26 protein-coding genes are annotated in these 25064 nt (G+C 58.7%); all 26 read right to left on the bottom strand.

What is annotated here, in order from left to right; genetic code table 11:
- Positions 1-11: 11 nt before the first annotated feature.
- On the bottom strand, positions 12-797 hold the full coding sequence (locus JSY17_RS06130) for a protein phosphatase CheZ (protein ID WP_206402020.1): 786 nt from the start codon (positions 795-797) through the stop codon (positions 12-14).
- 19 nt (positions 798-816) lie between these two features.
- Positions 817-1191 (bottom strand): chemotaxis response regulator CheY, encoded by a 375-nt coding sequence (locus tag JSY17_RS06125; RefSeq protein ID WP_183134005.1) that lies wholly within the window; start codon positions 1189-1191, stop codon positions 817-819.
- A gap of 256 nt (positions 1192-1447) precedes the next feature.
- A complete protein-coding gene (gene fliA / locus JSY17_RS06120; protein ID WP_025260876.1) occupies positions 1448-2188 on the bottom strand; it encodes an RNA polymerase sigma factor FliA in 741 nt (246 codons plus the stop codon).
- Positions 2185-3018: a flagellar synthesis regulator FleN gene (fleN, locus tag JSY17_RS06115; protein WP_025260877.1), complete on the bottom strand. Its 834-nt coding sequence runs from the start codon at positions 3016-3018 to the stop codon at positions 2185-2187. The genes fliA and fleN overlap by 4 nt, the downstream gene beginning before the upstream one ends.
- A 115-nt stretch (positions 3019-3133) precedes the next feature.
- Positions 3134-4459 (bottom strand): flagellar biosynthesis protein FlhF, encoded by a 1326-nt coding sequence (gene flhF, locus JSY17_RS06110; protein ID WP_206402018.1) that lies wholly within the window; start codon positions 4457-4459, stop codon positions 3134-3136.
- Positions 4460-4470: 11 nt separating this feature from the next.
- Positions 4471-6600 (bottom strand): flagellar biosynthesis protein FlhA, encoded by a 2130-nt coding sequence (flhA, locus tag JSY17_RS06105; RefSeq protein WP_117181185.1) that lies wholly within the window; start codon positions 6598-6600, stop codon positions 4471-4473.
- Positions 6601-6771: 171 nt separating this feature from the next.
- Entirely contained in the window at positions 6772-7908 is a 1137-nt protein-coding gene (gene flhB / locus JSY17_RS06100; protein ID WP_117166707.1) for a flagellar biosynthesis protein FlhB, read from the bottom strand.
- A 1-nt stretch (position 7909) separates the two neighbouring features.
- Positions 7910-8695 (bottom strand): flagellar biosynthetic protein FliR, encoded by a 786-nt coding sequence (fliR, locus tag JSY17_RS06095; RefSeq protein ID WP_117181184.1) that lies wholly within the window; start codon positions 8693-8695, stop codon positions 7910-7912.
- A 6-nt stretch (positions 8696-8701) separates the two neighbouring features.
- On the bottom strand, positions 8702-8971 hold the full coding sequence (gene fliQ / locus JSY17_RS06090; protein WP_025260882.1) for a flagellar biosynthesis protein FliQ: 270 nt from the start codon (positions 8969-8971) through the stop codon (positions 8702-8704).
- Between the two features lie 25 nt (positions 8972-8996).
- On the bottom strand, positions 8997-9749 hold the full coding sequence (fliP, locus tag JSY17_RS06085; protein ID WP_117181183.1) for a flagellar type III secretion system pore protein FliP: 753 nt from the start codon (positions 9747-9749) through the stop codon (positions 8997-8999).
- Positions 9749-10195 (bottom strand): flagellar biosynthetic protein FliO, encoded by a 447-nt coding sequence (gene fliO, locus JSY17_RS06080; protein WP_117166710.1) that lies wholly within the window; start codon positions 10193-10195, stop codon positions 9749-9751. Before fliO ends, fliP begins: the two co-directional genes overlap by 1 nt.
- Entirely contained in the window at positions 10196-10657 is a 462-nt protein-coding gene (gene fliN / locus JSY17_RS06075) for a flagellar motor switch protein FliN (RefSeq protein WP_117181181.1), read from the bottom strand.
- 60 nt (positions 10658-10717) lie between these two features.
- Entirely contained in the window at positions 10718-11686 is a 969-nt protein-coding gene (fliM, locus tag JSY17_RS06070) for a flagellar motor switch protein FliM (protein ID WP_117166711.1), read from the bottom strand.
- A 9-nt stretch (positions 11687-11695) separates the two neighbouring features.
- A complete protein-coding gene (fliL, locus tag JSY17_RS06065) occupies positions 11696-12196 on the bottom strand; it encodes a flagellar basal body-associated protein FliL (protein ID WP_117166712.1) in 501 nt (166 codons plus the stop codon).
- A gap of 193 nt (positions 12197-12389) precedes the next feature.
- Entirely contained in the window at positions 12390-13754 is a 1365-nt protein-coding gene (locus JSY17_RS06060) for a flagellar hook-length control protein FliK (protein ID WP_200976542.1), read from the bottom strand.
- 88 nt (positions 13755-13842) lie between these two features.
- Positions 13843-14205 (bottom strand): Hpt domain-containing protein, encoded by a 363-nt coding sequence (locus tag JSY17_RS06055; protein WP_117166714.1) that lies wholly within the window; start codon positions 14203-14205, stop codon positions 13843-13845.
- A gap of 34 nt (positions 14206-14239) precedes the next feature.
- Positions 14240-15946, bottom strand: coding sequence for an ATP-binding SpoIIE family protein phosphatase (locus tag JSY17_RS06050; protein ID WP_206402017.1), 1707 nt, complete (start codon positions 15944-15946; stop codon positions 14240-14242).
- 5 nt (positions 15947-15951) lie between these two features.
- Positions 15952-16257, bottom strand: coding sequence for an STAS domain-containing protein (locus tag JSY17_RS06045; RefSeq protein WP_117181178.1), 306 nt, complete (start codon positions 16255-16257; stop codon positions 15952-15954).
- A gap of 55 nt (positions 16258-16312) precedes the next feature.
- Complete coding sequence (fliJ, locus tag JSY17_RS06040) at positions 16313-16762, bottom strand: flagellar export protein FliJ (protein ID WP_117166717.1); 450 nt, start codon at positions 16760-16762, stop codon at positions 16313-16315.
- A 6-nt stretch (positions 16763-16768) separates the two neighbouring features.
- Positions 16769-18127: a flagellar protein export ATPase FliI gene (gene fliI / locus JSY17_RS06035; protein ID WP_206402016.1), complete on the bottom strand. Its 1359-nt coding sequence runs from the start codon at positions 18125-18127 to the stop codon at positions 16769-16771.
- Positions 18117-18923: a flagellar assembly protein FliH gene (fliH, locus tag JSY17_RS06030; RefSeq protein ID WP_122371626.1), complete on the bottom strand. Its 807-nt coding sequence runs from the start codon at positions 18921-18923 to the stop codon at positions 18117-18119. The genes fliI and fliH overlap by 11 nt, the downstream gene beginning before the upstream one ends.
- Positions 18924-18938: 15 nt before the next feature.
- The gene (gene fliG / locus JSY17_RS06025; protein ID WP_117181174.1) at positions 18939-19955 is read right to left on the bottom strand and encodes a flagellar motor switch protein FliG; all 1017 of its coding nucleotides are present in this window, start codon (positions 19953-19955) and stop codon (positions 18939-18941) included.
- A complete protein-coding gene (fliF, locus tag JSY17_RS06020; RefSeq protein WP_117166721.1) occupies positions 19948-21744 on the bottom strand; it encodes a flagellar basal-body MS-ring/collar protein FliF in 1797 nt (598 codons plus the stop codon). The genes fliG and fliF overlap by 8 nt, the downstream gene beginning before the upstream one ends.
- A gap of 15 nt (positions 21745-21759) precedes the next feature.
- A complete protein-coding gene (fliE, locus tag JSY17_RS06015; protein ID WP_117166722.1) occupies positions 21760-22089 on the bottom strand; it encodes a flagellar hook-basal body complex protein FliE in 330 nt (109 codons plus the stop codon).
- A 238-nt stretch (positions 22090-22327) separates the two neighbouring features.
- A complete protein-coding gene (locus JSY17_RS06010; protein WP_206402015.1) occupies positions 22328-23728 on the bottom strand; it encodes a sigma-54-dependent transcriptional regulator in 1401 nt (466 codons plus the stop codon).
- Entirely contained in the window at positions 23728-24924 is a 1197-nt protein-coding gene (locus tag JSY17_RS06005) for a sensor histidine kinase (protein ID WP_232849311.1), read from the bottom strand. The genes JSY17_RS06010 and JSY17_RS06005 overlap by 1 nt, the downstream gene beginning before the upstream one ends.
- Positions 24925-25064 lie beyond the last annotated feature (140 nt).

Below are 25064 nucleotides of genomic sequence, written 5' to 3'. Positions count from 1 at the left end.
CGTCAACAGACCTAGAAGCCAAGGCTCGATAGCAGATCGTCTACATCATCCTGTCCGGATACGACGTCTTCACGTTTATCGGCATGAATCTGCGGACCTTCACCCTGCGTGATATGTTTTTTAGGATCTTTTTCAGCAAGGAGTGCTTTCTGGTCATGTTCGATACCCGCAAAGCGGTCGACATGACTGGCCATGAGGACCAGTTTGAGCAGATTGCTTTCGACTTCAGTGACCAACTGCGTAACGCGCTTGATCACCTGACCGGTCAGATCCTGATAATCCTGGGCCAGCAGAATGTCATTGAGATGGCTGGCAACGGTATGAGCTTCCCTCTCGGTGCGAGACAGGAAACCGTCAACACGCTTGGCCAGATCACGAAACTCTTCGGCACCGATTTCGCGGCGCATGAAACGCCCCCAGTCCGCGCTCAGCGACTTGGCATCTTCGCTCAGCCCGTTCATCAGCGGCGTGCTCTGCTCTACCAGGTCCATCGTGCGGTTGGCCGCATTCTCGGTCAGGCGTACAACATACGACAGACGATCGGCGGCATCAGTGATCTGCGACACTTCTTCGGCTTGCGGCATGTTCGGGTCAATATGAAAATTGACGATCGCACTATGCAGTTCGCGAGTCAGCTTGCCGACTTCCTGATACAGGCCACGGTCACGAGCCTGGTTGAGCTCATGGATCAATTGCACGGCATCACCGAAGCGGCCTTTTTCAAGGCTGGCAACCAGTTCCTGCGCGTGTTTCTTCAGGGTTGACTCGAAGTCACCCAATGAATCGTTGTTATCCATAGCGCCCTCGCGGCATGCATCAGCTGTTGACGCGTTCAAAGATCTTTTCGATCTTCTCTTGCAGCACTTGGGCCGTGAACGGCTTCACGACGTAACCGTTCACACCGGCCTGGGCAGCTTCGATGATCTGCTCACGCTTGGCTTCGGCAGTCACCATCAGTACCGGGAGACTTTTGAGACGCTCATCCTGACGAACCTGACGCAACAGATCGATGCCGGTCATGCCTGGCATGTTCCAGTCAGTCACCAGAAAGTCAAAGGAACCGCTTTGAAGCATCGGCAAGGCAGTGATGCCGTCGTCCGCTTCGGATGTGTTGGTGAACCCCAGGTCACGCAACAGGTTTTTTATGATCCGCCGCATCGTTGAAAAGTCATCAACGATGAGGATTTTCATGTTCTTGTCCAATTCGACCTCCAAGCAGTCTTTAACGCATTCAGCACCTGAACACGCTGTTCACTCAATACTGGCACAGCACACCCCCGGCTGTACGAAACGACGACGGGCTTGGCAAAACACAGAGCACAAACCTGAACCTGCAGGCCATAGGCGCTGTCTGAACAGGCTCCTGCCTTGTCTATCCTGATACCACGCAACGCTCTGCACAGCCGGCTTGCGACAACCTGTGACCCGGATAAGTCACAAATTGCCATCAGCGCGCTCGCCACTCCCCCAAACGCCCCCGCAAACGAGCTGCGCACTGGCTGTGTAACTGACTGACTCGCGACTCGCTGACCCCAAGCACCTCACCGATCTCCTTGAGGTTCAGCTCTTCGTCGTAGTACAGCGCCAATACCAGTCGCTCACGCTCCGGCAAATTGGCGATTGCATCTGCCAGCGCTGCCTGGAAACGCTCATCTTCCAGGTCCCGCGACGGTTCGAGCGAGCCGCTTGCACCGTCCTCATGCAGCCCTTCATGATCACCGTCCTGCAAGAGGTCGTCGAAGCTGAAGAGGCGGCTGCCTAAGGTATCATTCAAAATCCCATAATAATCATCGAGACTTAACTGGAGTTCGGCAGCAACCTCGTGATCTTTAGCGTCACGACCGGTTTTTGCTTCAATTGCGCGAATTGCATCACTGACCATGCGCGTATTGCGGTGCACCGAGCGTGGTGCCCAGTCGCCCTTGCGCACTTCATCGAGCATGGCACCACGAATACGGATACCGGCATAGGTCTCGAAACTCGCACCCTTGGTGGAGTCATATTTGGTGGACACTTCCAGCAGTCCGATCATGCCGGCCTGGATCAGGTCTTCCACCTGAACACTGGCAGGCAGGCGCGCCAGCAAGTGATAGGCGATACGCTTGACCAACGGCGCATAACGCTCGATGAGTTCGTACTGCGAATTTCTGGAAGCCTTGCTGTACATTTGAAAGCCGCTCGCTGTCATTGAACAGGCCCCGCACTGGTCTGGTGGACAAGTCGTTCGACGAAGAACTCCAGATGGCCACGCGGGTTGGCCGGCAACGGCCAAGTGTCAACCTTCTGAGCAATGGCCTTGAAAGCCAGTGCACATTTGGAGCGTGGAAACGCCTCGTAGACAGCGCGCTGCTTCTGCACCGCCTTGCGAACACATTCGTCGTAAGGCACGGCACCGACATATTGCAGGGCAACATCGAGGAAGCGGTCAGTCACTTTCGTCAGTTTGGCGAACAGGTTGCGCCCTTCCTGTGGGCTTTGGGCCATGTTGGCCAGAACGCGAAAACGGTTCATGCCGTAGTCACGGTTGAGCAGTTTGATCAGGGCATAGGCGTCGGTGATCGAGGTAGGCTCATCACAGACCACCAGCAGCACCTCCTGAGCGGCGCGCACGAAGCTGACAACCGATTCGCCGATACCGGCAGCCGTGTCGATCACCAGTACATCGAGGTTGTCGCCAATCTCGCTGAAGGCCTGGATCAGACCGGCATGCTGGGCAGGCGACAGGTGAACCATGCTCTGGGTGCCGGAAGCCGCAGGCACGATGCGAACACCGCCCGGGCCCTGCAACAGGACATCGCGCAAGTCGCAACGACCCTCGATGACATCCGCCAGCGTGCGTTTGGGGGTCAGCCCCAGCAGGACATCGACATTGGCAAGGCCAAGGTCGGCATCCAGCAGCATGACGCGCCGACCGAGTTCGGCCAGAGCCAGTGAGAGGTTCACTGACACGTTAGTCTTACCGACGCCACCTTTGCCACCGGTCACTGCGATAACCTGTACGGGATGCATGCTGCCCATGTTATTTCTTTACCTTGTCTTGCGTAGACCGAAACCACATTACGGGCTGCATGCTCGCGAGCGAACAATGCCTGGCAGACCATCGATGCAGGGACATTCCAGTAATACCCATCACTTAACCCACTCTCTTGCCGGGGGTGTGATAGAGGTCGGCAAACATATCAGCCATCGCTTCCTCGCTTGGCTCATCTTGCATTTGCACACTGACTGCACGGCTCACCAACTGGTGACGACGTGGCAGGTGCAGGTCATCGGGAATACGCGGCCCATCCGTCAGGTAAGCCACGGGTAACTCATGACCGATCGCAAGGCTCAACACTTCGCCGAGACTTGCGGTTTCATCGAGCTTGGTCAGGATGCAACCTGCCAGGCCACAACGCTTGTAACTGTGATAGGCCGCAGTCAGCACCTGTTTCTGGCTGGTCGTTGCCAGCACCAGGTAGTTGCGTGCACGGATGCCGCGTCCCGCAAGGCTTTCGAGCTGCATGCGCAGGGCCGGATCACTGGCCTGCAGGCCTGCGGTATCGATCAGCACCACACGCTTGCGCAACAGCGGGTCCAGCGCCTGAGCCAGCGACTGGCCAGGATCGACATGGGTCACCGGCACATTGAGGATACGACCCAGTGTCTTGAGTTGCTCCTGGGCGCCGATACGGAAACTGTCCATGCTGACCAGGGCAATGTTCTGCGGGCCGTACTTGAGCACATAACGGGCAGCCAGTTTGGCGAGGGTCGTGGTCTTGCCCATGCCGGCCGGGCCGACCATGGCGATCACGCCACCCTCTTCGAGAGGCTCGACATCGGGCACGCTGATCATCCGCGCCAGGTGCGCCAGCAGCATGCGCCAGGCCTGACGGGGTTCGTCGATATCCGGGATCATCGCCAGCAGGTCGCGTGACAGCGGGCCGGACAGACCGACGCGCTGCAGACGACGCCACAGGCTGGCCTGCTGCGGACGGCTGCCTTGCAACTGGTTCCAGGCCAGGGAGCCGAGCTGGACTTCCAGCAGCTCGCGCAGGCCATTCAATTCATGACGCATGGAGTCGTAGGCACGCTGCCCGCTTGCCGGCTCTGCAGCGGCAGCCGCAGGCGCAAACGGACGTGGCGGCTCTTCGAGAGTCGGCTCGATATGCTTATCGAGGGCGTTGAGCGGCATGCCGGAAAACAGCTGGCGATTGATCGAAGGATCGCTGTCACCGCGATTGTCCAGTTCGGCCTGGGCGGAAACGATGCGCGACTGAGTCTTGCGCAGCTCGTCCTCAAGCTCCATGTTCGGCACGCGAGGCGCCAATGCGGACAGCTTGTAATCCAGAGCGGCAGTCAGCTCCACACCACCGGCGATGCGGCGGTTGCCAATGATGGCTGCCTCGGCGCCCAGCTCATCGCGAACCAGTTTCATGGCTTGACGCATATCGGCGGCGAAAAAACGCTTAACTTGCATGACTCACTACCTCAGCCGTTAGGCCCGACAGTCGCTACGATGGTGACTTGCTTATTGTCAGGAATTTCCTGATACGCCAGAACATGCATGTTCGGTACAGCCAATCGTCCAAATCGTGACAGCATGGCCCGGATGGGGCCCGCTACCAACAGAATTACCGGCGACCCTTGCATCTCCTGACGCTGGGCGGCCTCAATCAACGAACGCTGGAGCTTTTCAGCCATGCTCGGTTCAAGAAGAACGCCTTCTTCCTGACCCTGACCAGCCTTCTGCAAACTATTGAGCAATATTTGTTCCAACCTTGGCTCCAGTGTGATCACAGGCAGCTCCGGCTCAATCCCTACAATGCTTTGCACGATTGCACGGCTCAGACCGACGCGCACGGCAGCCACCAAAGCGGCGGTATCTTGACTCTTGCCCGCGTTGTTGGCGATGGCTTCGGCAATGCTGCGGATATCGCGCACTGGCACGTGTTCGGCCAACAGGGCTTGCAGCACATTGAGCAACGCCGACAGCGAAAGAACGCCCGGCACCAGTTCTTCAGCGAGTTTGGGTGAGCTTTTGGCCAGCAATTGCATCAATTGCTGCACTTCCTCATGCCCGATCAGCTCATGAGAGTGTTTATAGAGAATCTGGTTCAAGTGAGTTGCCACTACAGTACTGGCATCCACCACCGTGTAGCCCAGTGACTGAGCCTGGCTGCGCTGGCTGATTTCGATCCACACCGCCTCAAGACCAAATGCCGGATCTCTGGCAGTGATGCCGTTGAGCGTGCCAAACACCTGCCCCGGGTTGATCGCCAGTTCGCGATCCGGGTAAATCTCGGCCTCGGCCAGAATCACGCCCATCAGCGTCAAACGATAGGCACTGGGTGCCAGATCGAGGTTGTCGCGAATATGTACGGTCGGCATCAGGAAACCCAGCTCCTGGGACAGCTTCTTGCGCACACCCTTGATCCGCGCCAGCAATTGACCACCCTGGTTACGATCCACCAGCGGAATCAGGCGATAGCCCACTTCCAGACCGATGATGTCGATAGGCGTCACGTCATCCCAACCCAGCTCCTTGGAGTCCTGAACGCGGGTTGGCGACGGCAACAGTTCCTGCTGACGCTGGATCTCGGCCAGAGCCTCGACCTTTGCCATGTTCTGCTTCTTCCAGAGCCAGTAGGCAACACCGCCGGCCACCATCCCCAGACTGATAAAGGAAAAGTGCGGCATGCCCGGCACCAGACCCATGACAATCATGATCGCTGCCGATACGGCCAGAGCCTTGTGGGAGGTGAACATCTGGCGATTGATCATCTTGCCCATTTCTTCCGAACCGGAAGCACGGGTCACCATGATCGCCGCAGCAGTGGACAGCAGCAGTGATGGCAATTGCGCCACCAAACCGTCACCGATGGTCAGAAGCGTGTACACGCGGCCCGCATCGGCAAAGGTCATGTTGTGCTGCAGGATACCGACCAGCATGCCGCCGATCAGGTTGATGAACAGAATCAGCAGGCCCGCAATCGCATCACCGCGCACGAATTTGCTGGCACCGTCCATGGAGCCGTAGAACTCGGCTTCCTGAGCAACCTCGGCACGACGGCGCTTCGCTTCGCCCTGATCGATCAGGCCGGCGTTGAGATCGGCGTCGATCGCCATCTGCTTGCCGGGCATCGCGTCGAGGGTGAATCGCGCACTCACCTCGGAGATACGACCGGCACCCTTGGTGATAACCACGAAGTTGATGATCATCAGAATCGCGAACACCACGATACCGACCACGTAGTTACCGCCGATGACCACTTCACCGAAGGCCTGGATCACCTTGCCCGCAGCCGCGTGACCATCCTGGCCGTGAAGCATGACCACACGGGTGGATGCCACGTTCAGCGCCAGACGCAACAGAGTGGCCACCAGCAGGATGGTGGGGAAAACCGAGAAGTCCAGCGGGCGCATGGCATACACACAGACCAGCAACACGACGATGGACAGTGCGATGTTGAACGTGAAGAACACGTCGAGCAGGAAAGGCGGGATGGGCAACATCATCATTGCCATCATGACCAACAACAACAGCGGAATACCCAGTTGGCCACGACCAAAGCCGGCCAGACTGCTGCGTGCGCCACTGATTATCTGAGAGCGATCCACTGTTCTTTACCTGCGCACTAAATCAAAACTTTGACGCCCAAGGCGACCTGAATCGACCTATTGCAAAAAGCCGTCCAACTTTAGCAGCGAGTAGCCATTACCAAGCCACAAGCTGATAACAACTTGTGGCCTTGCCTGGAGGATACGGGGTTTTCGCGAATGAATTCGCGATCAGGAGTCTCGCTGCAAATCTGGCGGGATAGGCAGAACACCCAATGGATCCGGGCGCTTGCCTCGACCGGCCTGGTACTGGCGGATCTGGTAGACGTAGGCCAGCACCTGAGCCACGGCCAGGTAAAGCCCGGCAGGGATCTCCTGTTCAAGCTCGGTGCTGTAGTAGATGGAACGGGCCAGGGCGGCCGATTCCAGGATCAGAATCTGGTTGTGCGCGCCGATCTCGCGAATCTTCAGGGCGATCAGGTCGGCGCCCTTGGCCAACAGCATCGGTGCCCCACCCTTCTCGGGGTCGTACTTGAGCGCCACGGCAAAGTGCGTCGGGTTGGTGATGATGACATCGGCCTCAGGAATCGCCGCCATCATCCGGCGATGGGACATCTCACGCTGCAGCTGACGAATGCGCTGCTTGACCTCAGGACTACCTTCGCTGTTCTTGTGCTCGTCTCGCACTTCCTGCTTGGTCATCAGCAGCTTCTTGTGCGCTTCGTACAACTGGAAAGGCACATCGAGCGCAGCAATGAAGAACAATCCGCACGCCATCCAGAAGCTGCTCCAGCCGACCACCTGCAAGCTGTGGATCATGGCCTGCTCCAGCGGCTCATGAGCAATGGAAACCAGGTCGTTGCGCTCCTTGCTGAGCACCACCAGCGCCACCGCCAGAATGATCAGAAATTTGCCGAGGGACTTGAGCAGCTCTACCAGCGCATGAGGCGAGAACATGCGCTTGAGCCCGGAAGCCGGGTTCATGCGACTGAACTTGGGGGCCAGCGATTTGGTCGCAAATAACCAGCCACCCAGCAGGATCGGCCCTACCAGCGCAGCCATCAGCATGGCAATCAGAAACGGCAACACCACAATCATTGCATGCTCGCCGGAACTGAGCAGCAGCTTGCCCATGTAGGTGGTGTCCATCAGGGTTTCACGACTGATGGTGAAGTTATTGCGCATCAGCTCAATCATCATGCGCGCAATCCCCCCGCCGAACATCAGCAGGCCACCCGCCCCCATCAGCATCACGACGAGAGTGGTCAGTTCCTTGGAGCGGGCAATCTGTCCTTCGGCCCGGGAGTCCCGGACCTTTTTCTCCGTGGGGTCTTCTGTCTTGTCCTGGCCATTCTCGTTCTCAGCCATATCAGCGGGCCCTCACCAGATCACGCAGGGACTGCAAGGCCTGAACGGCCATGGGTTGGTACTGATTGAGAATGTCGGCCATGCTCATCCACAGGATGACCATGCCAAGCACCAGCGTCAGGGGAAAGCCGATGGAGAAGATGTTGAGCTGCGGTGCCGCACGAGTCATGACACCAAAAGCGATGTTGATGATCAGCAGCGCGGTAATGGCTGGCAATACCAGCCTTATCCCTGAACTCATCACCCAGCCGAGCCCCGTGGCCAGCTCCCAGAAATTGTTGACCAGCAGGCCGCTGCCCACCGGCATGGTCGTGAAACTCTCGACCAGAATTTCCAGCACCACCAGATGGCCATTCATTGCCAGGAACAGCAGCGTGACCAGCATGGTGAAGAACTGACCGATGACCGCCGACGACACACCGTTGGTAGGGTCGACCATCGAGGCAAAGCCCATACCCATCTGCGTGGCAATGATCTGGCCTGCCACCACAAAGATATGGAAGAACAACTGCAGCGAAAGCCCCATGCCCGCGCCGATGAGGATCTGCTCACCAATGAGCAGCAATGCGCTGAGATCGAGAGCTTCGACGGCCGGCATGGCCGGCAGCACAGGAGCGACCACCACGGTAATCGCCACGGCAAAATACAGGCGCACGCGGCGCGGAACCAGCGTCGTGCCGATGATCGGCATGGTCATCAGGACTGCGACTATCCGGAACAGAGGCAGCATGAAGCTGGCGACCCAGGTACTGATCTGGGTATCGGTCAGCGCAAGCAAGGGTTGCATGAGCCGCTAGCCGATCAGGGTCGGAATACTGCCGTAGAGCGACAGAATGTATTCCATGAATATTTTCAGCAGCCACGGCCCCACGACGATCAGGGTCAAGAGCATGACGATCAGACGCGGGAGAAAACTCAGGGTCTGTTCGTTGATCTGGGTAGCCGCCTGGAACATGGCGACCAGCAGGCCGCAGATCAGGCTCGGCACCACCAGAATCGCCACCAGCACAGTGGTCAGCCACAACGCCTCACGAAACAGGTCGACCGCTACTTCCGGCGTCATCGGGCAGACTCCTCGTCAAAACGACTCATACACCACCAAAACTTCCCGCCAGCGTTCCGACGATCAGCGCCCAGCCATCCACCAGCACGAACAGCATGATCTTGAACGGCAAGGAAATGATCAGCGGCGACAGCATCATCATACCCATGGCCATCAGTACACTGGCGACCACCAGGTCGATGATCAGGAACGGAATAAAGATCATGAAACCGATCTGGAATGCCGTCTTGAGTTCCGAAATCACGAAGGCCGGGACCAGAATGGTCAAGGGCGCAGCATCAGGAGTCTGAATATCGGTACGCTTGGACAGGCGCATGAACAGATCCAGATCGCTGGTGCGGGTCTGAGCCAGCATGAAATCCTTGATCGGCACCTGGGCCTTGGCCACCGCATCCTGTGCACTGAGCTTTTCCGCCAGATAAGGCTGCAGGGCATCCTGATTCACCCGATCGAACACAGGCGCCATGATGAACATGGTCAGAAACAGCGCCATGCCGGTCAGAATCTGGTTCGACGGTGTCTGCTGCAAGCCCAGGGCCTGACGCAGGATCGAGAAGACGATGATGATTCGCGTAAAGCTGGTCATCAGCATGACGAACGCCGGAATAAAGCTCAGCGCCGTCATGATCAGCAGGATCTGCAGGCTGACCGAATACTCCTGCTGCCCCTGCGGGTTGTTGGACAGCGTGATCGCCGGTATCGACAACGGATCGGCAGCGAACACGACAGGTGCCGCCATCACCAACAGCAGCAATATCAGGAAACGCAAGGCACCCATCACTTCTTGTCCTTATCCTTGCCCATCAACTCCAGAAGGCGCTGGGCGAACTCAGGGGTTGCCTGCTCGCGCACGGGAACCTGTACCGGCTCCTTGAGCACATGCAAAGGCGTGATGTGCCCCGGCGTGACCCCCAGCAGAATCTGCTCGTTGCCCACCTGAACCAGCAGTAGCCGGTCACGGGTGCCCAACGCCCGCGAACCCAGCAGTTCGATGACCTGACCACCGTTCGGCCCGACGCTCTGCACCCGGCGCATGACCCAGGCCAGCACGAAAATCAGGCCAACCACCACCAGCAGGCCGAGCAGCAGTTGCAAGACCTGCCCGCCCATCCCGCCAGACACCGTGTTGGCCACCTGCGGAGCGGCTGCAGCAGCCTGCGCCACAGGTTCGCTCGCCCACGCCAGCGAAGGCAGTGTCAGCAGCACACCCAGCAAGCGCCTCACTTAGCGCAACTTCTTGATGCGTTCGCTCGGACTGATGACATCCGTCAGACGAATGCCGAACTTCTCGTTGACCACGACCACTTCGCCATGGGCGATCAAAGTGCCGTTGACCAACACGTCCAGCGGCTCGCCGGCCAGACGATCCAGCTCGATCACCGAACCCTGGTTGAGTTGCAGCAGGTTACGGATGTTGATATCGGTGCTGCCCACTTCCATGGAGATCGACACCGGAATATCCAGAATCACATCCAGATTGGGACCGTCCAGCGTCACAGGTGCATTACTCTTGGGCACACTGCCGAACTCTTCCATCGCCATGCGCGACGAAGAATTGCCTTCATCGGCAGCCAGCAATGCGTCGATATCGGCCTGTCCACCCTCACCGGCCTCACCCAGGGCCGCAGCCCATTCATCGGCCAACGCCTGATCTTCCGCAGACGTCATTTCGTTTTCATCAGCCATCGGTTGTCCTCAGCGGGCATTGATTCAGTTACGCAACAATTTCGGCATCGACCTGACAGATCAACGCCGCTCTATGGGTTCGATTACTTGCAGGGCCAGGTTGCCCTTGTGCGAGCCGAGCTTGACCTTGAAGGAAGGCACGCCATTGGCACGCATGACCAGCGTCTCGGGCAACTCCACCGGAATCACATCGCCAGGCTGCATGTGCAGGATGTCGCGCAGCAGCATCTGGCGCTGAACGACGGTCGTGCTCAGCGGGACGGACACATCGAGTACGTCTTCCTTGAGCGCCTTGATCCAGCGCTCGTCCTGATCGTCGAGGTCCGACTGGAAACCGGCGTCGAGCATTTCGCGGATCGGCTCGATCATCGAGTACGGCATGGTCACGTGCAGGTCACCGCCACCGCCATCGAGTTCGATATGGAAAGTGGAAATCACCACCGCCTCGCTCGGGCCTACGATGTTGGCCATGGCCGGGTTCACTTCCGAGTTGATGTACTCGAAGTTCACTTCCATGATCGCCTGCCATGCTTCCTTGAGGTCGATGAACGCCTGATCCAGAACGATGCGTACCACGCGCAGTTCGGTCGGGGTGAACTCACGTCCCTCGATCTTGGCGTGACGACCGTCACCGCCAAAGAAGTTATCCACCAGCTTGAACACCAGCTTGGCATCGAGGATGAACAGAGCCGTACCACGCAATGGCTTGATCTTGGCCAGGTTGAGACTGGTCGGTACGTACAGAGAATGTACGTACTCACCGAACTTCATGACCTGGACACCACCCACCGCCACATCCGCCGAACGACGCAGCAGGTTGAACATGCTGATACGGGTATAGCGGGCAAAACGTTCGTTGATCATTTCCAGGGTCGGCATCCGACCCCGCACGATCCGGTCCTGGCTGGTCAGGTCGTAACTCTTGATGCTGCCAGGCTCATTGTTACTTTCGGTCTGGACCATCCCATCGTCAACGCCATGCAGCAGCGCATCGATTTCGTCCTGGGACAGCAGGTCTTGAACGGCCATGTCAGGGTCCTACTGCAATACGAAGTTAGTGAAGAGCAACTGTTCGATCACGGTCTTGCCGAGTTCTTTCTGTGCCACTTCCTGAATGCTGGCGGTCGCTTTCTGACGCAGCATTTCCTGGCCGATGGGCGTGGCCAGCGACTCGAAGGGAATGGAAGCGAACAGCATGACCAGATTGTTGCGAATCACCGGCATATGAACCTTCAAGGCCTCCATGTCCGCAGCATTGCGCGCCAGCATGGTGATGCTGACCTGCATGTAGCGCTGACGACCGTTGGAATTGAAGTTCACCACGAACGCCGGCGTCAGAGGCTCGAAGACTGCCACTGGCTTGACGTTGGCCGCCGCTGCCACTGCCGCCGGATCCGGCGCACTCGCAGACTTGTGCATGATGAACCAGGTCGCACCTACCGAAAGGCCTACAGCGAGCAATAAAGCCACGACTGCGATAATGATGAGCTTGAGTTTACCTTTGGAAGCGGGGTCTTTAACTTCTTCGCTCTTCGCCATGCCAATAATCCGTCACTATTCAAGGGGTTCGCTGATGCGTGAGAGAGGCAGAGCAAGTGTTATGCCAGAGTTGCGGGAAGGAAGGCGGGAGCGTGAATGAATTCGTTACATCTGCGGGGGCTTTTCGCGACCAAAGTCGCTCCCACGGATTTCGTAGAAGCGAATTCAGTCGCGAAAAGAGTCGGCAAGCCAATCAGGCGTAGAAATCGATCTCGCTGGTGCCGATCACCCGGGCAGCCGGTTGACTGACCGGCGCGGCAGCATCGGCGACAGCGGTATCATCCACTCCGTCACCGGAACCCGAACCGCCGCTACGACCACCGCGCTGTGCCCGACTGGCCTGTTCTTGCGCCTGCTGCTGGGCTTGCTGCTGAGACTGATCGGACACGTTCACATCGACCTGCCCGAGCCCCTGCTGCACAAACGACTCACGCAGACGTGACATCTGACTTTCCAGCGCCTCACGTACGCCCATGTGAGCACTCATGAAGGTCACCTGGGTCTGCTGCTCCGGCGCCATATTGACGCGGATATCCAGACGACCGAGCTCAGCAGGTTCCAGCTTGATTTCAGCCGACTTCAGATTCTGGCTCGACAGGTACATCACACGATCCACGATGCCTTCACTCCAGCCGCTCTGGTTCATGGCCAGAGGCTGATTGATCAGCGGCGTCGCCGGCGCGGTCCTGGCAGGCTGCGCTGCCTGGCTCAGGGCCGCCAGACGTTCTGCGAAGTTATCGACCCGGGTATCGGCAGTGACGCTCTTGGTGTCCTTGAGGCCATCGTTGATCAGGCTGCTGAACGATTTGTCGCTGCTTTCGGTACTGCTTTCGTCCGAGGGCAACTGCTCGCTCAAGGCGGCCAGATTATTGGCGACATTTTGACTCTGATCGTTATCGGCATTGTGGGTAGCCCGACCCGACGAATTAGCCTGTTGTGCAGCATGCTTGGAGTTGGCGTTTTCCAGGGCCAACTGCACCGCATGCAGGCCATCCAGCGGATCGGCTTCAGGGTCGAAGGTATCGTCTTCAACAGGCGCCGCGGTGGGCAGAGCGGCCAGAACCGGCACTGCCTTGGTCGCATCGCTGTCGGTCATGGCTGCCGAGGCCGCCAGGGCAGCAGGCGTCTGGGCCGCAGCCAACTGCAAGGCCGGATCAAGCGCAGGATCGGTAACCGGCGGCGTCACGACTTCGGCCAGCGCCTCGCCATCGGCAGCGGACTTGTCATCAGTGCTGGCGCTGGCCGAGTCGGCAGGCAAGCCATTGCCGCTTTCGGCAACGGTCGAGTCATCGGCGGCAGCTTTTGTATCAGTGTCAGTCTTGTCCTTGCTGGCGACTGTCTTGTCCTTTTCAGGCACAGCCTTGTCACGTGCAGGCTTGACCGTAGCGTCGTTGCGATCAGCAACCTTGTCCTTGGCCTGCTTGGCGTAGACATTGGAAAAGCTGGAGCCGTCGCCCTTGCCGCTGTCTGCAGCCTTGATCGCATTGTTATTGGCAGCGCTGGACTTTGACGTCGCAGTCGCATTGGCCTGAAGAAGCACATTTGGGGCAAGGGGCATTTCAATCTCCGCACATGGGCAGCTGGTTCCATGAACAACAGCAAGATGCGGGCCAGCTTTTGCAGGCAACTGAAATGAGAGGATGGACTCAGGTCTGACCGATGAACAACTGGCGCTCGGCGTCGAATAACCGGCGGATGGTCAGGTACTCGTTAGCGATCAGGCCAATCAGCTCTTCGAGCCCCACCCGCTGCTGCTGACGCGCACGCTCTTCGAGCTGACGGCACAGGTCGGACAGGAGCAAAGCGCCCATGTTGCTGCTGCTGCCCTTGAAGCTATGGGCCGTAAGGCTCAACTCCTGGAGGTCCAGCAGTTCGGTATCGATAGCGCGGCGCAATTGCGTCAGACGCTGCTCGGAATCCTTGAGGAAAACATCGAGCAACGTTGGATATTCGTCTTCCATGACTTCCTGCAAAGCGCTTAAAACGCTGTAATCCAGATGAATCGACACTTGCTCACTCCTTGATCAAGACTCCGGAGGCGGATTATGCCACTGCTCCCCAGAAAAATTCCACGCAGGCAACCCGGCCATCCTTAGACCATTGCGCCTGCTGGCTCAATTCACGAATCAACCTCAGACCACGACCATGCAATCCATCCAGCGCAGGAGGCATGGCAAGCATTTGCTGCACATCGAAGCCCTGACCACTGTCTTCGACACGAACCGTCAATCGACCGCCCTGCTCTACCGGTTCGATCTGCAGATGCAAGCGGATGAAACCCGAGCGCAATGCATCGAGCCGCTCCGCTCGTTCTTTATAATAGCGGGCAAATCCGACAGCATCCTGTTTGAGTGCAGAATCCAGCCCCAACACACCATGCTCCAGCGCATTGCTGTAAAGCTCGGTAAGCACGCTGTGCAGTGCAGCACTCTGCGCCTGAAGCCCTGGCACCTCAAGCAATAACTGCATCAGATAGGGCAAAGGATTGAAACGCCGCAGGGTCGAAGCCCGAAACTCGAAGCCGACCGACCAGTCCAGAGGACTCGAGGCTTCATTGTCGGAGTAATTCGACACGGCAGGCGAATCCTGTTCTTCGTCGATAACGCTGATTTCCAGCATGCTGACATCATCACGCGCCTGCCCGCCAAAATCGTTCAGCGCCTGGAGGATCTCCTGGATCAGCAGAGGCGGCTGACGGTTTGCCGTCAACACTTTGCGCAAACGCTCCACACCAAACAGCTCATCCTGACCGTTACTGGTGTCCAGAACACCGTCGGACAACAGGAAGATCCGGTCCCCCGTGGACAGCGGGTAAACCTCCGTCCGATCGTCAAAAGAGCGGGCACTCAGCACCCCGAGCGGCAAGTGCCGTGATACCAGCGGCAAATGACTGCCGTCAGCCACCCGAAGCAGATAGGCATCGGGCAACCCGCCATTCCATATCTCGAGTTGCTGCTGCTTGAGGTTGACGCATAACAGCGCCGCGCAGCAGAACATGTCCACCGGCAGGATGCGCTTGAGCTTGGCATTCATTTCCCGCAGGGTTTCACCCACGCCATAACCCTTGGCGGTCATGCCATAGAACACCTCGGCCAGAGGCATCGCCCCCACCGCTGCCGGCAGACCATGGCCGGTGAAGTCGCCAAGCAGGACATGCATGTTCCCCGCAGGCGTGTAGGCGGCGAGCATCAGGTCACCGTTGAACAGCGCGTAAGGCGATTGCAGGTAGCGGATATTGCTCGCCCCCAGACAGCCCGAATGCGCCACCTGATCGAACACTGCCTTGGCGACGCGCTGTTCGTTGAGCAGATAGTCATGATGCCTGGCTATCAGGTCGCGCTGATGCAGAACAGTTTCCTGCAACAGGCGCAGCCGGTTCATGGCATTGATCTTGGCCGCCAGGACCAGCGGATTGTAAGGCTTGGAAATGAAGTCATCGCCACCGGCATCCAGGCAACGCGCCAGGGCTTCGCCCTCGGTAAGAGAAGTCAGAAAGATGATCGGCACCAGCCACTCGCCGGACAGACTCTTGATACGCCGCGCGGCCTCGAAACCGTCCATGACCGGCATCATTGCATCCATCAGGATCAGGTGCGGCCGCTCGGCCTCGAATATCGCCAGCGCCTCGATACCGTTGGCAGCACTCAGGACTCGATGCCCCAGGCGTCCGATGATGGTCGACAGCAGCAGACGGTCGCTGGCACTGTCGTCTGCAATCAGTATGCATAACCCCCTGGCTGCCGAGGACAAGAGCGTCAACTCAGCTGGAACAACTTCGAGAAGTTGGAAATGGTGAGGATCTTGATGACATCAGGCGTGCAATTGACCAACCGCACCACCACGTCATCGCCACCGGCGTGATCGCGCAGCAACAGCAGCATTCCCAGGGCCGAACTGTCCAGATAATGAGTGCGCCCCAGATCCACCACGTACTTCAGATTGGCGGAATGGCCTTCATAGGCTCCGCGAAAATCCTGGTGAGTGGAAAAATCAAAACGTCCCTCGATGAACACGGTCAGTTGCTGACCGTCCTGGGAAAGCTCGGAGGTGATCTTCGCCATAAGGACTCCTGAAGTACGTCATCACATCGCAAGCGTAGACGAGAGAATCGACATATCAATACTGTTCATGGCGCGGCAGGCGCTGGGACAATTCGTCCAGCAGCTTCTGCTCGCGCTTGTCTTCAAGCAGGCGCGCTTCGTCGATATAGCGCTGCACCAGTTTGCGCAACCCCTCGACCCGTGCATAGCACTCCTGCCAGGCACCGCGAGCCTTTTCGAGGTTGACCTTGTGCCATTCCAGACTCTTGTTCTGCTGGCCGACGGCCGTTTCCAACTGATTGAGGAAGCGCTGATAGTTGGTCAGCCACTGCCCGGATACGCCATGGCTGCCCTGGCGGATCCATTGCTCCTGATAACTCAGACGGAAGCGCTCCAGCTCTTCAAGCTTGCTGTAGGCCAGATTGACCTGCCCCTGAAAGTGCCCGAGACGCTGGGCTGCCGTGCGCTCGGCAGCCTCTGCCATCTCGACCACAGGCGCCAGACGCGCAGCACGACTCTTGGCCATGATCTATCAACCGCCAGGAGCCGGAGCGAACACGGCAGCCAGCGCGTCGCTGCTGGCCTGCATGCTTTCGTTATCGCGCAAACCCTGACGCAGATAGCGCGCCAATGCCGGTTGCAGGGCAATGGCCGTGTCGGTTTCCCGGTCGCCGCCCGCTACATAGGCACCCACGCTGATCAAGTCGCGACTCTGCTGATAACGGGACCACAGTTGCTTGAACAACTGCGCACGCCCCATATGCTCGGGGCTGACGACCGCCGGCATGACCCGACTGATGGAGGCTTCGATATCGATGGCCGGGTAATGCCCCTCTTCGGCCAGACGCCGGGACAACACGATATGACCGTCCAGTACACCTCGGGCGGAGTCGGCAATCGGGTCCTGCTGATCATCGCCTTCGGACAGTACGGTATAGAACGCTGTGATGGAGCCACCACCGGCTTCGGCATTACCGGCACGCTCCACCAGCTTGGGCAGACGGGCAAATACCGAAGGCGGATAACCCTTGGTTGCGGGTGGCTCACCGATGGCCAGAGCGATTTCCCGCTGGGCCTGGGCAAAACGGGTCAGGGAGTCCATCAGCAGCAGGACATTCTTGCCCCGGTCACGGAAGTATTCGGCAATACGTGTGCAGTACATGGCGGCGCGCAGTCGCATGAGTGGCGCATCGTCCGCAGGCGAAGCGACCACCACCGAACGCTTGAGCCCTTCTTCGCCCAGAATGTGCTCAATGAACTCCTTGACCTCGCGGCCCCGCTCACCGATCAGGCCGACGATGATGATGTCCGCCTCGGTAAAGCGCGTCATCATGCCCAGCAGCACACTCTTGCCCACGCCAGTACCGGCGAACAGCCCGAGACGCTGACCACGACCGACCGTCAATAAACCGTTGATGCAGCGAATACCCACATCCAGCGGCTGGCTGATGGGGTCGCGCTTGAGCGGGTTGATGGCCGGGCCATCCATGGGCACCCAGTCTTCTGCCTTGATGGGCGGACGTCCGTCCAGCGGGCGACCGGCACCATCGAGCACCCGCCCGAGCATGCTCATGCCCATGGGCAGGCGTCCGGTATCGGCAAGCGGCACAACCCGCGCCCCGGGCGCAATGCCTGCCACGCTGCCCACCGGCATCAGGAAAACCTTGTTGCCCGAAAACCCCATCACTTCCGCGTCGACCTCGACCGGATGATGGCTGTCATCGTTGATCACCACACAGCGACTGCCCATGGCCGCCCGCAAACCCTCGGCTTCAAGGGTCAGGCCGACCATGCGCAGCAGGCGTCCTTCCACCACCGGCTGGGCAGGCAAGATAATGGAGTCGGCATACGACCCCAGGCGCTTGCCAAAGCTGGTGCGATCAAGGCGCATCGTTTTTCTCTATGTCGACGGCGCTGGCAGGAACGCCTGTCAGCTCGATATTCAGATCGGCAGCACCCGGATGAGCGACCTGTTCATGCAACTGGTCGTACATTTTGGAAATGGCCAGGGAGATACGCGTTTCGACACTGGCGTCGATACGGCTGTGCTCGGTTTCGATCCGGCAGCCGCCCGGCAGCAGACTGTCGTCCTCAAGAATTCTCCAGCTTTCTTCATGACGCTCACGCAGCGCCTTGACCAGCCCGAAGTCCTGAGGATTGATAAAGATGCGCAGGTTCTGGGCACCCATCGGCAGCAATTTCAGGGCATCGCGCAGTACGTGGGTGATCTGCTGCGAATCGGTCTGCAACTCGCGCTGAATGACCTGACGAGCAATATGCTCGACCAAGTGGATCACCGATTTTTCGATCTGCTTGTCCTGCTCGGCAATAGGCTCGAACAGATGCCCCATCAACTGCTCGAGACTGGCGAGCTTGGCTGCCAGAGCCACTTCCGCTTCCTGCCGGACCTTGAGCTGGGTGCTGTGAAAGCCTTCCTTTTCGCCGGTTGCAAAACCTTCGTTCCAGGCTTCCTGGCGAATGCTTTCCAGCTCCTCCAGGGTCAGCGGCTGAACCTCCTCCAATGGAACTTCTTCCATCTCGGCCGGTTCTTCCTCCACGGGCTCCGGCTCGGGTTCCGGCTCAGGCTCTTTGTGCGGGTCAAAGCTGGGCAGTGACCACATGTCGAAGCCAACGACATCCTTGGCGCGAATGAGATCGCTAACCGAATCTTTACTGGAGCTGGACATGGGTCAAAGCAATCCTTAGATCATTTCCTCGCCACCTTTGCCACCGAGCACGATCTCGCCGGCCTCGGCCATACGACGTGCGATGGTGAGGATTTCTTTCTGTGCAGTTTCCACGTCGCTGACACGCACCGGGCCCTTGGCCTCCAGGTCGTCGCGCAGCAGTTCGGCAGCACGCTTGGACATGTTCTTGAAGATCTTTTCCTTGATCGCCTCGTCCGACCCCTTGAGCGCCAGTACCAGCACGTCCGAAGACACTTCGCGCAACAGCGCCTGGATACCGCGGTCGTCCACGTCGGACAGGTTGTTGAAGACGAACATGAGGTCTTCGATCTGAACCGACAGGTCTTCGTCGACCTCGCGGATCGAATCCATGAGCGCGCCTTCGATGGAGCTGTCGAGGAAGTTCATGATGTCGGCAGCACGCTTGATACCACCCAGGGTAGTACGCGACGTGTTGGCGTTGCCGGAGAACTGCTTCTCGAGAATCTGGTTCAGTTCCTTGAGCGCTGCCGGCTGTACGGTGTTGAGCGACGAAACCCGCAGAATGATGTCCAGACGCACCTTGTGGTCGAAATGCCCAAGCACTTCGCCCGCCTGATCGGCGTCCAGATAAGCGACCACGATCGCCTGGATCTGCGGGTGCTCGAAGCGGATCACATCGGCGACCGCACGCGGCTCCATCCACTTGAGGCTGTCCAGACCGCTGGTATTGCCACCCAGCAGGATGCGGTCGATCAGGCCGTTGGCCTTGTCTTCGCCCAAAGCCTGGGTCAGCATCTTGCGGATATAGCCATCGGAACCGACGCCAAGGCTGGTCTGATCGCCGACGATATCGACGAACTCGCTCATGACTTCCTCGACCTGCTCGCGATGCACGTTGCGCATCTGAGCCATGGCCACACCCACTTTCTGCACTTCCTTGGGGCCCATGTGCCGAAGCACCTGAGCCGCATCGGTTTCCCCCAGAGAAAGCAGCAGAACGGCAGCCTTCTCGACTCGGGACAGTTTGGCTACGACGGCTCGATCATTCATCAGTGTTAATCCACTCTTTCACGACCTGGGCCACACGGCCCGGATCTTCGGCCACCAAACTCTTGATTGCATTCAACTGTGCGTCATAACCCTCGGTCGGGCTAGGCAGCAGGATACTTTGCGGACCACCCAGGCTCACACGGTCATTGGACAGCTCGCCATCCATGCCACCGCCGCCCATGCCACCGAAGCCACCCAGCTCCGAGTCGCCGAACCCGCCCAGCTCCTTGCCCTTGCCGCTGGTGATGTTGTTCAGCACAGGACGCAGAACACCGAACACCAGAATCAGGATGAAGATCACACCCACGGCCTGTTTGAGAATGTCCCAGAACCATGGCTGCGAGTAGAACGGAATTTCCGGGATCACTTCACCGCGCTCACTGGAGAACGGTACGTTGATCACGCTGACGCTGTCGCCACGGCTGGCATCGAAACCGACCGCATCCTGAACCAGGCGCGTGAAGCGGGCCAGATCGGTAGCGCTCCATGGCGCACGGGTCACTTCGCCATTGGCCGGGTTGGTCTTGACCATGTCATCGACCACCACCGCCACCGACAGACGAGTCAGGCGACCCTGCTGCTGCTTGGTATGGCTGATAGAGCGATCCAGCTCGAAGTTCTTGGTCGACTGCACACGCTTGTCGGACGGATACGGTGCCAGAGCAGGCTGGCCGGTAGCCGGGTCCATGATCTGCTGACCGTTGGCATCCAGCAGTGGCTGGCCGGGAGCGATGGCGGCTGCGGCACCGGCAGCACCGCCACCGGTAGTCTGAGGCGCGGTCGCCGGACCTGGCGGCTGGTTGCTCAGGGCACCCGGAACACCTTGCGGGCCGGAACTGCTGGAGCGTTGCTCATTCACCGACTGCTCGCTGCGCAAGGCAGGCTGGTCAGGGTTGAAGCTTTCGGCTGTCGATTCGACCGCACTGAAGTCCACCACCGCAGAAACTTCGGCCTTGTAGCGATCGCTACCCAGGATAGGTTGCAGAATGTTCTGTACCCGCTGGGTCAGCATGCCTTCCATGCGACGGCTGTAGTCGAACTGCTTGCCAGCCATGGTCAGCTCGGAGTTCTCGGCCTGATCGGAAAGCAGGTGGCCTTTCTGATCCACAACCGTAATCTGCGACTTGCTCAGTTCGGGAACGCTGGTAGCCACCAGATTCACGATGGCCACGACCTGGCTTGGCTCAAGAGTACGGCCTGCATACAGCTCGACCAGAACCGAGGCACTTGGCTTGCGATCGTCACGGACAAACACCGAGCTTTTCGGGATCGCCAGATGCACGCGAGCAGCCTTGACGTTGTTCAGGGACGAGATGGTACGTGCCAGTTCGCCTTCCAGACCACGGCGATAGCGTGTGGCTTCCATGAACTGGCTGGTACCCAGGCCCTGATCCTTGTCGAGAATCTCGAAACCGATATTGGAGTCGTTCTGTACCACACCGGCCTGAGCCAGCTGGATACGCGCACGCTGCACGTCATCGGCCTTCACCAGCAAGGCACCGGAGTTGGGCTCGACGGTATAGGAGATATTCGCCGCAGTCAGAGTGTCCATGATCTGCTTGCTGTCCATCCCCGCCAGGCTGCCGTAAAGCGGCCGGTAATCGGGTTGCTGGGACCAGAGCACCACGGCAAAGCCAATGGCCACGCTGGCAGCCAGACCGACCATGAGGCCGATCTGACGCAGCATGGTCATCTCAGAAAGGTTTTCCAGAAAAGACAGACCAAACAAGGGTTTCTTGTCCGGGGAGCCCGCTCTTGCCGGAACGGTTTCGGCTGTTGCTTCGGCCATGACTCAGTACGTCCCTTAAACCGGCATCTGCATGATGTCTTGATAGGCTTGAACCAGCTTGTTGCGAACCTGGGTCAAGGCCTGAAACGAGACGCTGGCTTTTTGTGAGGAAATCATGACGTCAGTCAGATCGACACCACTCTTGCCGATTTCAAATGCAGTCGCCAACTGACTGGCAGCCTGCTGGGTTTCGGAAACCTTGTTGACGGCCTGGCCAAGCATATCGGCAAAGCTGCTGGTGCCGACTTCCGGCGTAGCGGTCACTGGTTTGGAAGCCGCCATGGCATCCATCTGCATGGCCCGCATATCCAACATCAAGCGATTAAATTCAACACCTTGGCTCATGGACATTTTCTCTCGTAAGGCCCGCAATTTTTTGACACTGATTCAGCGGATAGTGAAGACATAGCAACAAGAGTGCCAAACAGATAACAACCTCTGCTTCACTTTGCTCTCACCCGCGACCCAGACCTTCTGGGCGAACCCTGCCTCTCACCCAATGACATCAATATGCCATTGAATTACAACATTCATACGACAAAGCCAGACAAACAGATCACCCTTCCCGACCCGTCGGAAAAACTCAGGTCGCGAACAGATAACCCTCGACATCCATGCCCGCATCACGCATCTGTGCCAGCTTGTAGCGCAACGTCCTGGGACTGATGCCCAGGCGCTCGGCAGCTTCCTTGCGACGCCCGCGCTCTGTGCGCAACGTGTCGATGATCACCTGAAACTCACGGCGCCTCAGATCATCTTCCAAGGCACCGGCAGACTCGGCAACAGCCGGCACATTATCGACCGGAGCCATAGGGGCCAACGGCACCGAAGCAACAGAAGGCGAAGCCCCTGTGACAGGCCCCGCCAGGCAGAAGTCTTCAGCCTCGATCACCCCGCCCTGCTGCAATATCAGGGCGCGCTGCACCGCATTGTCCAGCTCACGCACATTGCCCGGCCACGAATACCCCACCAGGCATGCCTGCGCCCGGGCAGACAACCGCACAGGCGCATGTTTCATTTTATTGACGTGCTTGGCCAGCAGACGCTCGGCCAACGGCAGAATATCGGCAGTCCTTTGACGCAATGCCTGCCACGCCAGCGGAAATACCGATAACCGGTAAAACAGATCCTCGCGAAACCGCCCGGCCGCCACTTCACCCGCCAGATCACGGTTGGTGGTCGCCAGCACCCGGATATCCAGATTGATCGGTTTACGGGCCCCCACCCGCTCGACCTCACGCTCCTGGAGCACACGCAACAGCTTGGCCTGCAGCCCCATCGGCATTTCAGAAATTTCGTCGAGCAGGATGGTGCCGCCATCAGCCTGCTCGAACTTGCCCGCCTGCGCCGCAATGGCACCGGTAAACGACCCTTTCTCATGACCGAACAATGTCGCTTCGAGCATGTTGTCCGGAATCGCCGCACAGTTGATCGCGATAAAAGGCTTATCGGCACGTGGCGAGTTTTGATGAATGAATCGCGCCAATACTTCTTTGCCTGTCCCGGACTCACCGGAAATCAGCACGGTGGAATCGCTTTTCGCCACCCGACTGGCCAGACTCAGCAGCTGGATACTGGCGGGCTCCACGGCAATGGGCCCATCGTTTTCGGCAGGCCCCAGACGCCCCAGCGCATGCCGGGCAACCAGCGCCAGCAGGGCCTTGGGCTCGAAAGGCTTGACCAGATAGTCCGCCGCGCCCTGGCGCATGGCGTCCACCGCTCGCTCTACGGCACCATGAGCCGTCATCAGCAGAACCGGCAGTTGCGGATGGCGACTGCGCAACAGCGCCAGCAATTGATGGCCATCCATACCCGGCATGTTCACGTCGCTGATAACCAGACTGAACGATTCCTGATCCACCGCCAGCAAGGCATCTTCAGCCGAGCCCACCGCCCGGTAGCCGTAACCGGCCAGCTCCAGAGTCTCGCCCAGCGCTTCGCGCAACGAACGGTCGTCTTCGACCAACAGCACTTTGATCGACATCAGTGGCTACTCACTAAAGCGGAAACCGGAATCAACGGCAAAGTGACGATTGCACAGGTCCCGCGATTGACAGTGGAGCGATACTGCACACTTCCCTGATGAGCACGGGTCACCGCCATGACCACCGCCAGACCAAGGCCGGTGCCGGTGGTCTTGGTGGTAAAAAAAGGTTCTCCGATACGTGCCAGCGCCGCCTTGTCCATGCCGCCGCCATTATCACTGAAGCACAGGCGCAGCGTATTGCCACGGCTGTAGGCATGAATTTTCAGACGGGTCTTTCCGACACTGGCCTGCACCGCATTTTCCACCAGGTTGAGCATCGCCCCCACCAGCGTGTCGCGGTTGCACAGCAGCTCACCATCGATCGAATCGCACTGCCAGCGCACGGCCACGTCCTGCACATGGGTCTGAGCTGCCGACTGCAAGGCCTGGAACAGCTGCCCCGGCGTCAGGCGGTCAGTCAAAGGCAATTCGCCACGCGCAAAGACCAGCATGTCGCGCACCTGATGCTCAAGCTCATGCAGACGCTCCTTCAGGCGCGCCGCAAAACGCTGCTGGGTTTCCACCGGCAACTCCTGCTCGGTCAGATGGCTGGCGTAGATCATGGCCGCCGACAAAGGTGTACGGATCTGATGCGCCAGAGAAGCGACCATGCGCCCCAGGGAAGACAGGCGCTCATGACGAGCCAGTTGCTCCTGGAGGCGACGGGTTTCAGTCAGATCGTTGAGCAGCACCAATTGTCCGGGCTCGGCATCCAGAGAGCGGGTGGCAATGGACAGACGACGTCCGTCACGCAGGGAAACCTCATGTCCGTCATCTTCGCGAGGTGCGAAACAACGGCTGATGACATGACGCCACAACATGCCCAGCAGAGGCTGCCCCAAGAGTTCGATGGCGGTCGGGTTGGCCTCGCGCACCACACCCATTCCATCGATGACGATTACGCCGCCAGGCAGCAGATCCACAAGATTCTGCAGACGATTGGCCAGGCGCTCCTTTTCTGCCAGTTCCTGCATACGCTGAGCGCCCGCCTCCGCCAGTTCGCCCTTCAACTCGGCAACGCGGGTTTCCAGCAGCCCGTAGGAATCAGCCAGTTGCGACGACATCTGGTTAAACAACGAGAAGGCCTGCTCAAGACCCTGGCGACTTTCCAGTTCCAGGGAGGGTCGGGCTTGGCTGGGCAAGTCAGGGGACATCTGGACGGCCTTGGACATATATCATCTCTCGCGTGGCGAACCGTCATTAAACGGTATGTTGAGAGTGACTTAGCAATCCTCGTGCCTAAAAAAAACCCCTGAAAATTCAGAGGTTTGATTTTTTGCGCATGCAGCAGGCG

It is taken from the genome of Pseudomonas capsici (assembly GCF_017165765.1).
Lineage (GTDB): Bacteria > Pseudomonadota > Gammaproteobacteria > Pseudomonadales > Pseudomonadaceae > Aquipseudomonas > Aquipseudomonas capsici.
This window is presented reverse-complemented; position numbering and strand designations above follow the sequence as displayed.